The sequence below is a fragment of the Trabulsiella odontotermitis genome (assembly GCF_030053895.1).
In the GTDB taxonomy this organism is placed as follows: domain Bacteria; phylum Pseudomonadota; class Gammaproteobacteria; order Enterobacterales; family Enterobacteriaceae; genus Trabulsiella; species Trabulsiella odontotermitis_C.
Genome location: NZ_CP125781.1, coordinates 2,707,320 through 2,722,764, shown reverse-complemented (window position 1 = coordinate 2,722,764; position 15,445 = coordinate 2,707,320). Strand labels below are relative to the sequence as shown.

Annotated in this window: 13 protein-coding genes; 9 read left to right on the top strand and 4 right to left on the bottom strand. The window is 55.3% G+C overall.

Going from position 1 to position 15,445, the window contains the following annotated elements:
- Nucleotides 1-55 precede the first annotated feature (55 nt).
- Genes tar through cheZ form a run of 6 tightly spaced genes read left to right on the top strand, consistent with a single transcriptional unit; the run spans nucleotide 56 to nucleotide 6,351 of the window.
- Nucleotides 56-1,714 carry a methyl-accepting chemotaxis protein II gene (gene tar, locus QMG90_RS13050; RefSeq protein ID WP_283280077.1) on the top strand — a complete coding sequence of 553 codons (1,659 nt, stop codon included), beginning with the start codon at nucleotides 56-58 and terminating at the stop codon, nucleotides 1,712-1,714.
- Between the two features lie 37 nt (nucleotides 1,715-1,751).
- Complete coding sequence (gene tap / locus QMG90_RS13045) at nucleotides 1,752-3,350, top strand: methyl-accepting chemotaxis protein IV (protein ID WP_283280076.1); 1,599 nt, start codon at nucleotides 1,752-1,754, stop codon at nucleotides 3,348-3,350.
- Between the two features lie 19 nt (nucleotides 3,351-3,369).
- The gene (gene cheR / locus QMG90_RS13040) at nucleotides 3,370-4,239 is read left to right on the top strand and encodes a protein-glutamate O-methyltransferase CheR (protein ID WP_283280075.1); all 870 of its coding nucleotides are present in this window, start codon (nucleotides 3,370-3,372) and stop codon (nucleotides 4,237-4,239) included.
- Nucleotides 4,236-5,285 (top strand): protein-glutamate methylesterase/protein-glutamine glutaminase, encoded by a 1,050-nt coding sequence (locus QMG90_RS13035; protein ID WP_038153392.1) that lies wholly within the window; start codon nucleotides 4,236-4,238, stop codon nucleotides 5,283-5,285. Before cheR ends, QMG90_RS13035 begins: the two co-directional genes overlap by 4 nt.
- A gap of 15 nt (nucleotides 5,286-5,300) precedes the next feature.
- Nucleotides 5,301-5,690: a chemotaxis response regulator CheY gene (gene cheY, locus QMG90_RS13030; RefSeq protein WP_049849642.1), complete on the top strand. Its 390-nt coding sequence runs from the start codon at nucleotides 5,301-5,303 to the stop codon at nucleotides 5,688-5,690.
- Between the two features lie 16 nt (nucleotides 5,691-5,706).
- Complete coding sequence (gene cheZ, locus QMG90_RS13025) at nucleotides 5,707-6,351, top strand: protein phosphatase CheZ (protein ID WP_283283957.1); 645 nt, start codon at nucleotides 5,707-5,709, stop codon at nucleotides 6,349-6,351.
- Between the two features lie 33 nt (nucleotides 6,352-6,384).
- Here the strand turns inward: cheZ and QMG90_RS13020 are convergent, their stop codons facing one another.
- From QMG90_RS13020 to QMG90_RS13005, 4 genes are all read right to left on the bottom strand, one after another.
- The gene (locus QMG90_RS13020; RefSeq protein ID WP_283280073.1) at nucleotides 6,385-7,521 is read right to left on the bottom strand and encodes a fimbrial protein; all 1,137 of its coding nucleotides are present in this window, start codon (nucleotides 7,519-7,521) and stop codon (nucleotides 6,385-6,387) included.
- The gene (locus QMG90_RS13015) at nucleotides 7,518-10,031 is read right to left on the bottom strand and encodes a fimbria/pilus outer membrane usher protein (RefSeq protein ID WP_283280071.1); all 2,514 of its coding nucleotides are present in this window, start codon (nucleotides 10,029-10,031) and stop codon (nucleotides 7,518-7,520) included. Before QMG90_RS13015 ends, QMG90_RS13020 begins: the two co-directional genes overlap by 4 nt.
- Before the next feature lie 9 nt (nucleotides 10,032-10,040).
- Nucleotides 10,041-10,739 (bottom strand): fimbrial biogenesis chaperone, encoded by a 699-nt coding sequence (locus tag QMG90_RS13010; protein ID WP_283280070.1) that lies wholly within the window; start codon nucleotides 10,737-10,739, stop codon nucleotides 10,041-10,043.
- A 100-nt stretch (nucleotides 10,740-10,839) separates the two neighbouring features.
- Entirely contained in the window at nucleotides 10,840-11,406 is a 567-nt protein-coding gene (locus QMG90_RS13005; RefSeq protein ID WP_283280069.1) for a fimbrial protein, read from the bottom strand.
- Nucleotides 11,407-11,767: 361 nt separating this feature from the next.
- Here QMG90_RS13005 and flhB point away from each other — a divergent pair, with 361 nt between their 5' ends.
- Genes flhB through flhE form a run of 3 tightly spaced genes read left to right on the top strand, consistent with a single transcriptional unit; the run spans nucleotide 11,768 to nucleotide 15,379 of the window.
- Complete coding sequence (gene flhB, locus QMG90_RS13000; RefSeq protein ID WP_283280068.1) at nucleotides 11,768-12,916, top strand: flagellar biosynthesis protein FlhB; 1,149 nt, start codon at nucleotides 11,768-11,770, stop codon at nucleotides 12,914-12,916.
- A complete protein-coding gene (gene flhA, locus QMG90_RS12995; RefSeq protein ID WP_283280067.1) occupies nucleotides 12,909-14,987 on the top strand; it encodes a flagellar biosynthesis protein FlhA in 2,079 nt (692 codons plus the stop codon). Before flhB ends, flhA begins: the two co-directional genes overlap by 8 nt.
- On the top strand, nucleotides 14,987-15,379 hold the full coding sequence (flhE, locus tag QMG90_RS12990) for a flagellar protein FlhE (RefSeq protein ID WP_283280066.1): 393 nt from the start codon (nucleotides 14,987-14,989) through the stop codon (nucleotides 15,377-15,379). The genes flhA and flhE overlap by 1 nt, the downstream gene beginning before the upstream one ends.
- Nucleotides 15,380-15,445 lie beyond the last annotated feature (66 nt).

The following is a 15,445-nucleotide window of genomic DNA, read 5'->3' as shown; positions in this document are numbered from 1 at the left end:
AGTTCTCCCTGCAAATGCCGATAACCCTGTAAATGAATAATTAAGAAGGTGTTGTATGTTGAACCGTATCCGCGTTGTCACGTTGCTGATGTTGGTGCTGGTCGTCTTCGCACTTCTTCAGTTGCTATCTGGTGGCTTTTTATTTTCTTCCCTGCAGCAAAATCAGCAGAGTTTCGTGCTTTCTAACGAACTGCGTACCCAGCAAACTGAGCTCAGCAAAACCTGGGAGCTGATGCTGCAAACCCGTATCAACCTGAGCCGTTCATCTGCCCGTATGATGATGGATGCCGCGAATCAGCAGAGCAGCGCCAAAACCGACCTGCTGAAAAACGCCAAACTGACCCTGGCAGAGGCGGCGAAGCATTATGCCGTCTTCAAACAGGCTACCCCGGAATCGTCGATGGCGGACGTCACGCAGCGCGTGGATGACAGCTATCAGAAATATTTCGCTGGTCTGACGGAGCTGATCAGCTTCCTCGATAACGGCAAGATGGATGCCTATTTCGCGCAGCCGACTCAGGGCATGCAAAACGCGCTGGGCGAGGCAATGAGCCAGTACGCGGCGCAGAGTGAAGCGCTTTATCAGCAGGCGTTTACCACCAGCGGGAAGGATTATCGTTTTGCGCAGTGGCAGATGGCGATCATTGCCGTGGTGGTGGTCCTGGTGCTGGGGGCGGTCTGGCTTGGGGTGCGTCACATCCTGTTGCTCCCGCTGGCGAAAGTGATGAACCATCTGCGGCAAATCGCCGAAGGTAACCTGACCTCGTCGCTGGCGATTGCCGGACGCAACGAAATTGCCGAACTGGCCGGCACCGTCAACCACATGCAGCATTCGCTGATTGATACCGTCACCCGCGTTCGCGAAGGGACGGACGCCATTTACACCGGCACCAGTGAAATCGCGACAGGTAACAGCGATCTCTCGTCCCGTACCGAGCAGCAGGCCTCCGCGCTGGAAGAGACCGCCGCCAGCATGGAACAACTGACCGCGACGGTGAAACAGAACGCCGATAACGCCCGTCAGGCCTCGCATCTGGCGAAAAGCGCGTCGGATACCGCCGAGCGTGGTGGCAAAGTGGTGGACGGCGTGGTCACCACTATGCACGACATCGCTGCCAGTTCACAGAAAATCTCCGACATTACCAGCGTTATCGACGGCATTGCCTTCCAGACGAACATCCTCGCGCTGAACGCCGCCGTCGAAGCGGCTCGTGCGGGCGAGCAGGGTCGCGGCTTTGCCGTGGTGGCAGGTGAAGTGCGTAACCTGGCCAGCCGCAGCGCGCAGGCGGCAAAAGAAATTAAAGCGTTGATCGACGACTCCGTGTCGCGCGTCGACACCGGCTCGGTGCTGGTGGAAAGCGCGGGCGAAACCATGCGCGAAGTTGTCAACGCCGTCACCCGCGTCACCGACATCATGGGCGAAATTTCATCGGCATCTGATGAGCAGAGCCGCGGTATCGATCAGGTGGCGCTGGCAGTGTCGGAAATGGACAGAGTCACTCAGCAGAACGCCTCGCTGGTGCAGGAATCCGCTGCTGCCGCAGCGGCACTGGAAGAGCAGGCCAGCCGCTTAACACAGGCTGTCTCCGCCTTCCGTATCAATGAAAAAAGTCAGAAAACCGTCGGCAGAACGGTGCAGCCGGATGCAGCACCGGTAATTTTGCGTCAACGCACCGCTTCGGCGGGTGGCGACGAAAACTGGGAAACCTTTTAATTTCTTCGCGGCACATTGCCGTTAATCGGGAGTGGGGATGTTCAATCGAATTCGTATCTCGACCACGCTGTTTTTGATTTTGATTATTTGCGGTTTGTTACAGGTGGGGAGCAACGGACTGTCTTTCTGGGCGTTTCGTGACGGATTTCACGGTTTACAACAGGTTGCGCACAGCAATACTCAGCGCACTCAGCTGGCGCAAATGCGTTCAGTGCTGCTTCAGGCCAGTTCGGCGCTGAATAAAGCCGGAACGCTGACGGCGCTGAGCTACCCGCAGGATGACATCAAGGCGCTGATCGCCAGCGCCCATGCTGCCCTGCAGGAGTCTGACGGATTGTTAAAAGCCTTTGTCGCGGTTCCGGCGATGAACGCGGAAGGCCAGAAACTGATGGCAGGGTCGCAAGCCACCTACCGTCAGTGGCAGGACGATCTTCAGCATCAGGTCACCTGGCTTGAGAACAACCAACTCTCTGATTTTATGACCGCGCCAGTGGATAAATCGCAGGCCGCGTTTGATGCCAACTTTAATGCCTGGCAGAACCACATCAATCTGTTTGTGGAGAAAGCCGGACGTGAAGGGGAAACCAATTATCACCGTTCCGCTATGGGCTTCATTCTGGTGGTGGTGCTGGCGGCGTTGGTGACGACTGCCTCGCTGTGGTGGGCGCGCAGGATGATTGTCGTCCCGTTGACCATTATCAGCAGCCACTTTGAAAGCATCGCCAAAGGTAACCTGGCGCGGCCGATCGCGGTGTATGGCAAAAACGAGATTTCGGCGATTTTTGCCGGGCTGAAAGCGATGCAGGGTGCGTTGCGCGATACGGTCAGCCAGGTGCGTGAAGGCAGCTACGCGATGCATACCGGTATTTCGGAAATCGCCGCGGGCAACAACGACTTGTCATCACGTACTGAACAGCAGGCAGCATCGCTGGCGGAAACGGCGGCCAGTATGGAGCAATTGACAGCGACTGTCGGGCAGAACGCCGATAACGCCCGTCAGGCGTCGACGCTTGCCAGCAGCGCGGCAGATACCGCGAAGCGCGGTGGTCAACAGACGTCGCATGTGGCAGAGACAATGCAGGATATCGCCAACAGTTCACGCAAAATTGGCGACATTATCAACGTCATTGACGGTATTGCTTTCCAGACCAATATCCTGGCGTTGAACGCGGCGGTGGAAGCCGCGCGTGCCGGGGAGCAGGGGCGCGGTTTCGCGGTCGTTGCCGGGGAAGTGCGCAACCTGGCCAGCCGAAGCGCTCAGGCAGCAAAAGAGATTAAAACGCTGATTGAGGAGTCAGTATCACGCGTGCAGGAAGGATCTGAACGGGTGGATATGGCCGCCAGCACAATGCAGGAGATTGTGCGTTCTGTCACTCAGGTGAATGACATTATGGGAGAAATCGCCTCGGCGTCTGATGAACAACGCCGTGGCATTGAGCAGGTGGCGCAGGCTGTCAGCCAGATGGATCAGGTGACGCAGCAAAACGCCTCACTGGTGGAAGAGGGGGCGGCAGCAACAGAACAACTGGCAAGTCAGGCCGATCACCTTACCTCACTGGTGTCAGTGTTTGAGATTGAAGAAAGGAAAGTGACTCAGCAAGACGTTATGGCTGAGGCTGTACCTGTTGTTTCCTGAATGGGATTAAGAAGGCGCTATGACATCATCTCTGCCCGCAGGGCAATCGTCGTTACTTATGCAGATGACACAGCGCCTGGCGCTGTCCGACGCGCAGTTTCGCCGGATATGCCAACTGATCTACCAGCGCGCAGGTATCGTGCTGGCTGATCACAAGCGCGATATGGTTTACAACCGCCTGGTGCGGCGCTTGCGTGCGCTCGGGCTGGATGACTTCGGCCACTATCTGAGCATGCTCGAATCGCACCCGGATAATGCGGAGTGGCAGGCGTTTATTAATTCGTTAACCACTAACCTGACGTCGTTCTTTCGTGAGGCGCACCACTTTCCGGCGCTGGCGGAGCATGCTCGCCGTCATCGCGGGGGAGAGTATCGCGTCTGGAGCGCGGCGGCATCAACCGGTGAAGAGCCGTATTCCATTGCCATAACGCTCGCTGACACCCTGGGGACTGCCCCGGGGCGCTGGCGGGTGTTTGCCAGCGATATCGACACCGAAGTGCTGCAAAAGGCGCAAAGTGGTATTTACCGCCATGAGGAGCTGAAGACGCTGTCACAACAGCAACTACAGAACTATTTCATGCGCGGAACCGGCCCGCATTCCGGGCTGGTACGGGTACGACAGGAACTGGCGAACTACGTGGATTTTGCCACGCTGAATCTGCTCTCCAGGAACTACAACGTACCGGGACCATTCGATGCGATTTTTTGTCGCAACGTGATGATTTATTTCGATAAAACGACGCAGCAGGAGATCCTCCGCCGTTTTGTCCCATTACTTAAGCCCGACGGCCTGCTGTTTGCCGGGCACTCGGAGAATTTCAGCCACCTCGTGCGCGAGTTTAGCCTGCGTGGGCAGACGGTTTACGCGCTGAGTAAGGATAGAGCATGAGTAAAATCAGGGTGTTGTCTGTTGATGATTCCGCGCTGATGCGCCAGATCATGACGGAAATTGTCAATAGCCACAGTGACATGGAAATGGTTGCGACGGCACCAGACCCGCTGGTTGCCCGGGATTTAATCAAAAAATTTAACCCGGATGTTTTGACACTGGATGTCGAAATGCCGCGCATGGACGGTCTGGACTTCCTTGAAAAACTGATGCGCTTGCGACCGATGCCGGTGGTGATGGTCTCGTCACTGACCGGTAAAGGATCGGAAGTCACGTTGCGGGCGCTGGAGCTGGGCGCGATTGATTTCGTGACCAAACCGCAGCTCGGCATTCGCGAAGGGATGCTGGCTTACAGCGAGATGATTGCTGAGAAAGTGCGTGCGGCGTCGCGGGCGCAGGTAATCACCCATAAATCGATGGCCGCGCCTGCCACGTTAAAAGCGGGGCCGTTGTTGAGTTCGGAAAAGCTGATTGCGATTGGCGCATCAACCGGGGGCACCGAGGCGATTCGCCACGTCCTGCAACCGATGCCACTGACCAGCCCGGCGATCCTGATAACACAGCATATGCCGCCAGGGTTTACCCGCTCGTTTGCGGAACGGCTCAATAAGCTATGTCAGATAACTGTCAAAGAGGCGGAAGACGGCGAGCGTGTTCTGCCTGGTCATGCGTACATTGCACCGGGCGACAAGCACATGGAGCTGGCGCGTAGCGGGGCGAACTATCAAATCAAAATTCACGACGGACCGCCGGTGAACCGGCATCGTCCGGCGGTCGATGTGCTGTTTCATTCAGTGGCGAAACACGCGGGGCGCAACGCGGTGGGGGTGATCCTTACCGGGATGGGCAACGATGGCGCTGCTGGCATGTCAGCAATGCACCAGGCTGGCGCCTGGACGATTGCGCAAAATGAAGCAAGTTGTGTGGTGTTCGGCATGCCGCGCGAAGCTATCAACATGGGTGGCGTTAGCGAAGTGGTCGATCTTAGCCAGGTAAGCCAGCAGATGCTGGCGAAAATCAGTGCCGGACAGGCAATACGTATTTAAGAGGAGTGGAGTTTTATGGCGGATAAAGAGCTTAGGTTTCTGGTTGTGGATGACTTTTCCACCATGCGTCGGATCGTGCGCAACCTGCTGAAAGAGCTGGGTTTCAACAACGTTGAAGAAGCAGAAGACGGCGTTGACGCCCTGAACAAACTGCAGGCAGGTGGTTTTGATTTTGTCATCTCTGACTGGAACATGCCGAACATGGATGGCCTCGACCTGCTGAAAACCATTCGTGCCGACGGCGGAATGGCGAACATGCCGGTGCTGATGGTGACTGCGGAAGCGAAGAAAGAAAACATCATCGCCGCAGCCCAGGCCGGCGCCAGTGGCTATGTTGTGAAGCCGTTTACCGCAGCGACCCTGGAAGAAAAGCTCAACAAAATCTTCGAGAAACTCGGCATGTGAGGACGAGACGATGACGATGACGAAACCCGCGATTAAACCAGGAGAAGAACATTCCGCTGCGGATATTATCGCGCGCATCGGGAGTCTGACCCGCATGTTGCGCGATAGCCTGCGCGAACTGGGGCTGGATCAGGCCATTGCTGAAGCCGCAGAGGCGATCCCGGATGCCCGCGACCGTCTGGACTACGTTGTCCAGATGACCGCTCAGGCGGCGGAACGCGCACTGAACTGCGTTGAGCTTTCGCAGCCTCATCAGAACCAGATGGAAAAGGACGCTAAAGCGCTTTCCGGACGCTGGGATGAATGGTTCGAAAATCCGATTGAGCTGGCAGATGCACGTGAACTGGTTACCGACACGCGCAAGTACCTGGCGGATGTCCCGCAACATACCAGTTTTACTAACGCCCAGTTGCTGGAAATCATGATGGCGCAGGATTTCCAGGACCTGACCGGGCAGGTAATTAAGCGCATGATGGACGTGATTCAGGAAATTGAACGTCAGCTCCTGATGGTGTTACTGGAGAACATGCCTGAGAAGCCTGCACGTAGCAAACGCGAAAGCGAAAGCCTGCTTAACGGCCCGCAAATGGATACCTCAAAAGCCGGTGTGGTGGCAAGCCAGGATCAGGTCGACGACCTGCTCGACAGTCTCGGTTTCTGACCGGCAGATGGCCCGTGAGGGCCATCTGTTTTTCTAACGTAAATCCAGTTTGACGGTGACGTTGCCTTCGAACGATCCCGCTGCTGGCGGTGTCGCGGTGGTGGCGACGGGTGCGGCCTGCATTTTTATCGAGCCATTCCCCTGCGAATCAAGCACGATCGGGAAGGCCACTGTGCCGTCCAGACCCACGCTGTTGCTGTTCGCGTCATACATCCGCACGCCGATGTCATCGCGACTCACCATTTTTGCAATCAGCCCGTCGCCGGGATCACTGACGCCCTGATCGGCAGTCAGTGTCAGCTTGATTTTCTGATAGTTACTGACCGCCGCGTTATCACAATGAAAGTTAATGTCCACGGCTTTGAGGGTAAATCCAACGGGCGGTACACCCGCGGTAGTAAAATTGCTTCTGGCAATCGCGCCGAAATCCACATCGATGGTGCTGCCGGCGTTGATAGTGCAGCTCAGCGGCGCACTCAGGCTGCCGGAAAGCCAGATGTTAGCCACCGGCTGGGCATCGCCGGAGGTACACATGCCGTTACCGAAATAAAGACAAGCGGAGCTTTGCTCAACCAGGGTGGATGGAATGGTCTCCTGTCCGAGAATAGGTGATTTTATATACAGCCGAGTGGAAAGGATATTCCATTTAAACTGTCTGGAAGGCGTACCTGTCACTGGCTGCGTGCCGGATCGGCAGACGGTTTCGTTACTTTCCTTTGAGGTTAACGACTCCATAGAGCTGACCGGAACAGTCGTGGGGTAACTATCAATAGCGATGGCATATAACCCGCTGCCATCAGGGGAGTGAATGGCATCCGTATAGGCATCGATGTCGATGTCGATATTCTCCGTCAGATAACCATATCCGGCCCGGCTACCCGCAGAGAGTGGGCTACCAGCAAAGGTGAATCCCATTACGGTACTCGATGCGGTCATCGTTCCCGGACAGTCGCACTGGGCGGTGATGGATTGACCTGCACCGACCTGATGCCCGTCGAGTTGAATTGTCTTGCCCGTACTATTTTCACTCGCGCTAAATTCACGATCGATCGTGGCCTGGTAAGTGCCGGGTGCGGTAAAACAGTTGCGCAAGATAGTGGCCGCCTGAGCTGAAACATTGCTCAGTATGAAGAGTATGGCGATAAGGATACGGGGAACAGAGATCATCATTGTCCTTCCTGACGGCAAACCGCCGTGACTATTTTGATGCGCACAGGGGCGCTACTGGCGGGAATGTGGATGTCGGCATGGCACTGCTTGTGTGAGTCGGTGCCCCACTTGACGGTGACCATGGTATTTTCGGCGACGCCTGCCATATAAAGCATGCCGCCTTCGTCAACAATGCCGCTGCTTTGTGCATCGTTGGCGCTGGCGATAGCGCCAAAGGGAACGGGTTGACCGTCAGGGAGGGACAGCGTCATCAGCACGCGATAGCCAATCTGTGTGTTAAAGTGCGCGCGTACAGCGGCATTGCGCGCCGGAACGACGGTTATCGCTGTGTTGTTGCTGTCCACATCGTCCGGCAGCGTGGTGGTGTCGATACCAATACGGTTTTCCTGATAAGCAGTCAGTGACGGGATGATGGCATTGCCTGCCCAGTCGGTACGAATGCCGTACTGATTCTGAAACCGCAGACCTGACGCCCCATCAGTATCCACTATTGCAAACTGATCGCCGAGTGGTTGTGACAGTGTCACTCCATGTGGATGCACGACAAGAGCACCGCTAGCACCATAGCTTATCTGCCGATCACCTCCTTGCGCGGAATAATACCCGGCGCTGAGGTTGCCAAAGGGTGATCGCCAGGTACTGTACAGACTGCTACTGTCGCCCGGCTGCTGGTCGCTGTGACTCTGTTGAAGGCTATAGTTGAGACTGCGATCTTCCAATAGCGTGCCGCTTAGCCCCAGATTTTGTTGCGTACCACCATTTTTGCTGTTGCTTATCGAGTAGCTCGCCCAGCTATTGGCAAGCCAGCGATTAAGCGGAATGCTGACGCCAAAGGCGATCATTCGATCTTCTTCGCCGCTGTCGGTTTCGGCCCGGGTGAGTGTCAGGTGGTAACTGATACCCGCGTACTGATAACTCATTCCGCCAGACAGGCTGCGCTCTTTGCGCGAGGTTCCCCAGTAATTCTGCTGATAGCCGTTCAGATAAACGCTGCCGTTAGTGAAAGGCTGGCTGATACTGAACTGAATACGGTTGCGCTTGTTGTAATCATCGCGCCAGTCATCTTGATCCTCACTTGCATGGTTGGCGTCAGCAAATGAATAGTAGCCGCGCGTTGAATAGCGATAACTGGCCAGCGTCAGGTGCGTGTTTGTAGCGTCAATACTGGAGGAGTAGAGCAGTCGCCACGACTGACCATCGCTGCTTTCGTTATGTGCTAACTCGGTATGCGCGGCGGTGACATCAAGCGATAGCGCGCCGAAACGCCCCAGGTTGATCCCCATTCCGGAAGCCAGCGACGTGTAGTTTTCGGCTACTGTCAGACCACCATACAACGTAGCGATATTATTCAGACCATAAATAGCACTGGACTGGATAAATTTCGGTTCCCGATCGTCGCTGCCTTCTTGTGAGCGATAGCGTCCGACCGTGGTTTCAAAGCGCCAGTGATGAGGGCGCTGCATCAACGCGACGCTGGAAAATGGCTGAGTAAAATAGTGTTCGGAACCATCAGCTTCTTTTACGCTGACCTGCAAATCGCCGCTGTTGGTCGAGGCATAAATATCGCTGATTTCGAACGCCCCTGGTGCGACGTTTTTCTGATAAATGATGTAGCCGTTTTGCTTAACCGTGACGACCGCATTGGAGTTCGCTGTCCCGCGGATCACCGGTGCAAAACCTCGCTCGCTGACCGGGAGCATTTCCTCGTCAGAGGCGATATTGACGCCTTCATATTGCATGCTGTCGAACACATCGCCGCGCGTGCTGCTTTGCCCTGCAATAAACTGGGCTTTCAGAAAACGTAGATCGTGTTGTAGCCAGCTGCCAATGGTTTGCCAGTGACGCTCGTCTGATGTCTGATTCCAGGCAGAATAATTACGTATTTTCCAGCCGCCGAGGTTAGCGCCGCTGCGCAAGTTAATGTACTGACTGTTATCATCAGCACCGTCGCTGTGGTTTTCGCGTCCACTCCAGGCGTAATCGGTGAACAATACCGGTACTCCATCATCCCAGCGCGAAGGATCAACATATCCTGCACTCAGTGCATGGATTGCCGCCTGTGGCAGGCTTAGATTCAGCGTCTGGGTCGTGAAGTTGTAACGGCTGTCGGCGGCAGGAATGTAGTGCCCCAATGGTTCAGGCAACGGTTCACCAGCCGGCAGCGCCGCCAGTTCCGCGTAATCATCCACTTTTACCCCCCATTGCCGCAGCATGAGGGGGGTAATCTGTGCGACCAGCGCGCCATCCAGCCCGTTCAGATAGCTAAGCGTGCGCATTTCAAGACGCTGATTATTCAGCAACACCGTGGTGGGGTAGTTGCCTGGTAACTGCGCGTTTGGGTTGGAAAAAATGGATAAATCGGTTACCTGGGTTCCACCTTCCAGTGCCGTCGGGGAGAAATAGAAATCACGCGCCAGTGCGTCTTCTGCAGCCAGCGCGATGACACCGCAGAGGGCAACAGAAACGCGCCATGGACGACGGTGAAAGGGCGAGACCGGATGAATAATCATTGGTGCGAGTTATCCATTATCCATTTGGCCGCGAAATTTTTCTGACGCGTTGCCGTAATCGGTAATGCATCGCCAGGCGACGTTACGCGAACTGATGGCAGCAGGTACGGGCAGCGACGTTGTGCTTTTCGGCGCCACAGTATCTGCATTCGGCAGCAAGCGATCACTGACGTACAGCGAATCGAAGACAATGTGGTAAGCAGACGGATTGCTCACTTGTAGCATCGTGCCGTTCAGGGAAAACTGCAGGTGTTCACAGGCTTCTGTTGGTGTGCCGGGCAACCCTTCGGGGCGATAAAACAGCTTGAGGCGTGTTTTATAGATCAACCGCAGCACGTTTTTATCGTCGTCATTTTTATCACTGGCAGGAATGGTTCGAACGTTGATGAAAAAAAGTGATTCGCGATCTAGCGGCAACGCGCCGCCAGACCAGACGATGCGCAGACTTTGTTCCGTCCGGGCATCAAGGCGGAACAATGGTGGGGTAACAATAAACGGCCCTCGCGTCTTACCGTCGCCACTATCCACCCAGGACTGAATTAGCCACGGTAATTCAGAACCCTTATTTATCAGTGGCAGCGCAACCTCTTTTTTTTGCGCATCATAAATGACCCGTGTTTTACCGATCTGTATTCCTGCTGCCATACTGTAATTAATAGAAGGAAGTGTTAACAGAACGAATAACATCATCAATGAAATTCGATGCATAAATAGTTCCTTGCCTTAAAACACTAAAACATGATCCGCGGTGAGACAGATCATGTTTTAAAATTTATTAAATAATTTGTGTAGCAATAATTAATATGTGTCAGCGATAAAGAATATTCACCGCCATATCAGCATCAGCCGGGCCGGCATCAACCGGTATGGCAAAAGCACGGTAACGCGCAACGAATTGCTGACGAATGCTGTTACCTGCGACGGTGGGCAGATCAATGGCAACCTGACCTTCTGAACCATCCATCTTCAGGAGTGTATCGGTTTGGTTGATCTTGCTGACAGCAACACCAATATTGGTCGCCGCCGTGATCCCAACATCGGTGCCGACGGTAAGCAAATCAGCATTACTGGACGGAACAGTCGGCCCTTCAAAAGTGAGTTGGATGCTGGTCAATCCGGTCGTTTGCAGCGGGCAGTCTTTCAGCTCAATGGTAAAAGGGACATAAGAGGATTCATCGCCCGGATTAGCAAACAGGGTCGTTGGATAGGTGCCGAGGGGAACATTATTGTCCGTTCCATCATTCCCCTCAATGACACAACTTGGTTCAATAATTTCACCTGTAAAATGAACAGTGCCAGCATTCATTTCATCGGCAAATACAGGTATTGATAACGCAATAGTTAATGCCGCGGGTATGTACTTTAGAAATGTCATTTGGGTGCTCCGGAATAAAATACGCTCCTGCATTTAAGAGCTATTAATTAATCTTGGTTTGTTAACTTTTGGCGAGTATACACAAATGAAGTCTAAATAAAAGTACACATGAGGATAAAAATGAATAATGCGTGACAGTTGTTTTTAATTTGCACCAAATATATTATTGAGGATTATTAATTAATATGAATATATAAAAAGAAATGATCAGTTTTCTGGTCATTAACGATCAAGACACCCTGGCAGGGTGTCTGTCATCGCAATACCACGCATAAACCCCGTTTCTGTCCTCTTTTCCGGCCATTGGCCCGGGTTCGCTCTGGCATCATGGGCAACATGGATAGTAGCGCGGAACGCTGGCGTGGCAGAAGATAACGAGGACAAAACAGAGGCCCCCACACCCCAACGGCTGGACAAGGCCCGTGAGGAGGGGCAGATCCCCCGATCCCGCGAACTGACCTCGATGTTGATTCTGCTGGTGGGGGTTTGCGTCATCTGGATCGGTGGCGAGTCGCTGGCGCGTCGTCTGGCGGGGCTGCTGTCGTCGGGTTTGCATTTCGATCACAGTATCGTCAACGACCCCAATCTCATCCTCGGGCAAATCATTCTGCTGGTTAAACAAGCCATGATTGCGCTGCTGCCGCTGATTGTCGGAGTAGTGGTGGTGGCTATTATCGCGCCGATGCTGCTTGGCGGCATCGTGTTCAGCCCTAAATCCCTTTCGCTGAAACTGGATAAATTAAACCCGCTGCCGGGCATCAAGCGCATGTTTTCTGCGCAGACGTTCGCTGAGCTACTGAAAGCGATCCTGAAATCGTTGTTAGTTGGTAGCGTAACGGCTTTGTATCTCTGGACCAACTGGCCGGACATGATGCGTCTGGTTAGCGAATCCCCTATGAACGCGATGGGGCATGCGCTGAATCTGGTCGGATTGTGCACGCTGCTGGTGGCGCTGGGAATAGTGCCGATGGTGGGATTTGACGTGTTCTGGCAGATCTACAGCCATATGAAAAAGTTGCGCATGTCCCGCCAGGATATCCGCGACGAATTTAAACAGAACGAAGGCGACCCGCATGTGAAGAGTCGCATTCGTCAGATGCAGCGCGCCGCAGCACGACGCCGAATGATGGCGGATGTGCCGAAAGCGGATGTCATCGTAACGAACCCGACCCATTACGCGGTCGCGTTACAGTATGACGAAAACAAAATGAGTGCGCCGAAAGTGCTGGCGAAAGGCGCCGGACTGGTGGCGCTGCGCATCCGTGAGATCGGCGGCGAAAACCGTATTCCGGTACTGGAAGCGCCGCCGCTGGCGCGTGCGCTGTTTCGTCATGCGGAAATCGGACAACAAATTCCGGGGCAATTGTACGCCGCTGTGGCGGAAGTACTGGCCTGGGTATGGCAACTGAAACGCTGGCGTCTGGCTGGCGGAACCGCGCCGAAAAAACCTGAAAACCTGCCGGTGCCCGCCGCACTGGATTTTTTGAATGAGAAGGAAACTGATGGCTAATCTGGTCGCAATGCTGCGTCTGCCCGCAAATCTGAAATCGACGCAATGGCAGGTTCTTGCCGGACCGGTGCTGATTCTGCTGATCCTGTCAATGATGGTGCTGCCGCTGCCAGCGTTCGTCCTTGACCTGCTGTTTACCTTCAACATTGCGCTGTCCATCATGGTGCTGCTGGTGGCGATGTTTACCCAGCGGACGCTGGACTTTGCGGCGTTCCCGACCATCCTGCTGTTTACTACTCTGTTGCGCCTGTCGCTGAACGTTGCCTCGACCCGTATCATTCTGATGGACGGTCATACCGGGGCAGCAGCAGCGGGCAGGGTGGTGGAAGCCTTCGGCCACTTCCTCGTAGGCGGTAACTTCGCCATCGGTATCGTGGTCTTTATTATTCTCGTCATCATCAACTTTATGGTTATCACCAAAGGTGCCGGGCGTATCGCGGAAGTGGGGGCGCGCTTTGTCCTTGACGGGATGCCGGGTAAACAGATGGCGATCGATGCCGACCTTAACGCTGGTCTGATTGGGGAAGATGAGGCGAAAAAACGCCGTTCAGACGTCACCCAGGAAGCGGACTTTTACGGCTCCATGGACGGTGCGAGTAAGTTTGTGCGCGGCGATGCGATTGCCGGGATCCTGATTATGGTGATCAACGTTCTCGGTGGCTTGCTGGTCGGCGTTCTGCAGCATGATCTACCGCTGGCGAAGGCAGCGGAATCCTACACGCTGTTGACCATCGGTGACGGTCTCGTGGCACAGATCCCGGCGCTGGTCATCTCTACTGCCGCGGGCGTTATCGTTACCCGCGTCAGCACCGAGCAGGATGTCGGCGAGCAAATGGTGGGACAGTTGTTCAACAACCCGCGCGTCATGCTGCTCAGCGCCGCCGTTCTCGGTCTGCTCGGCCTGGTGCCGGGAATGCCAAACTTTGTCTTCCTGCTGTTCACTGCCGCACTGCTGGGCCTTGCCTGGTGGCTTCGTGGCCGCGAACAGGTCGCACCGTCGCAGCCGCAACCGGTCGTACTGCCGGAAAACGGTCAGGCGGTTGAAGCGTCGTGGAAAGACGTCCAGCTGGAAGATACGCTCGGTATGGAAGTGGGTTACCGCCTGATCCCGATGGTCGATTTTCAGCAGGACGGAGAACTGTTGGGGCGTATTCGCAGCATCAGGAAGAAATTTGCTCAGGAGATGGGGTTCCTGCCGCCGGTCGTGCACATTCGTGACAACATGGATCTGCCGCCGGCACGTTATCGCATCCTGATGAAAGGGGTGGAGATTGGTAGCGGAGACGCTTACCCGGGCCGCTGGCTGGCCATTAATCCGGGCACCGCGGCAGGTACGTTACCGGGTGAACCTACGGTCGATCCGGCGTTCGGGCTGGCGGCGATCTGGATTGAAAGCGCGCTGAAAGAACAGGCGCAAATCCAGGGCTACACGGTGGTGGAATCCAGTACCGTGGTGGCGACACATCTTAACCACCTGATAAGCCAGCACTCTGCCGAACTGTTTGGTCGTCAGGAGGCGCAACAGTTGCTGGATCGCGTGGCGCAGGAGATGCCGAAGCTGACCGAAGATCTGGTGCCGGGTGTCATCACACTGACCACGCTGCATAAGGTGCTGCAAAACCTGCTGGATGAAAAAGTGCCGATTCGCGATATGCGCTCGATTCTGGAAACGCTGGCGGAACATGCACCCATTCAGACCGATCCGCATGAGCTGACCTCCGTGGTACGCGTCGCGCTGGGCCGTGCGATCACCCAGCAATGGTTCCCGGGCAACGACGAAGTGCAGGTCATCGGTCTGGATACCGCGCTGGAACGTCTGCTGCTGCAGGCGTTGCAGGGTGGCGGTGGGCTGGAGCCGGGGCTGGCGGATCGCCTGTTGGCACAGACGTCCGAAGCTTTAACACGACAGGAGATGCTGGGCGCGCCGCCGGTACTGCTGGTGAACCATGCACTGCGTCCTCTGCTGGCACGCTTCCTGCGCCGCAGCCTGCCGCAACTGGTGGTGTTGTCGAATCTCGAACTGTCCGACAACCGTAACATCCGCATGACCGCCACCATCGGAGGAAAATAATGCGTAAACTCTTCACCTTGCTGTTGCTCCCGCTGTGCGTACAGGCGGCGGGGGAAGGGGCGTGGCAGGCCAGTAGTTCGGGTATCACGCTTACCTGGCGCGGGCAGTCGGCGTCGTCAAAGGTACTTGTGCCATCGTCACCAGTGGAAGGGTTAATGACGGTCGTGGCCTGGCGCTATGAACTCATCGGCCCTACGCCGGCCGGACTGCGGGTGCGGCTATGCACGCAAACCCGCTGTGTTGAGCTTGACGGGCAGAGCGGCACCACCCGTGGTTTTAACAATATCTTTGCTGGCGAGTCGTTGCGTTTTATCTGGGAAGTGCCCGGCGGCGGGCGACTCATCCCGGCGCTGAAAGTGCGCAGCAATCAGGTCATCGTCAACTACCGCTAATCGCCGCTTTTCTCACCGTTCGGCCGAGTCATCTGCCGACGCGATCTCATTTCTGGTCCTTTCTTT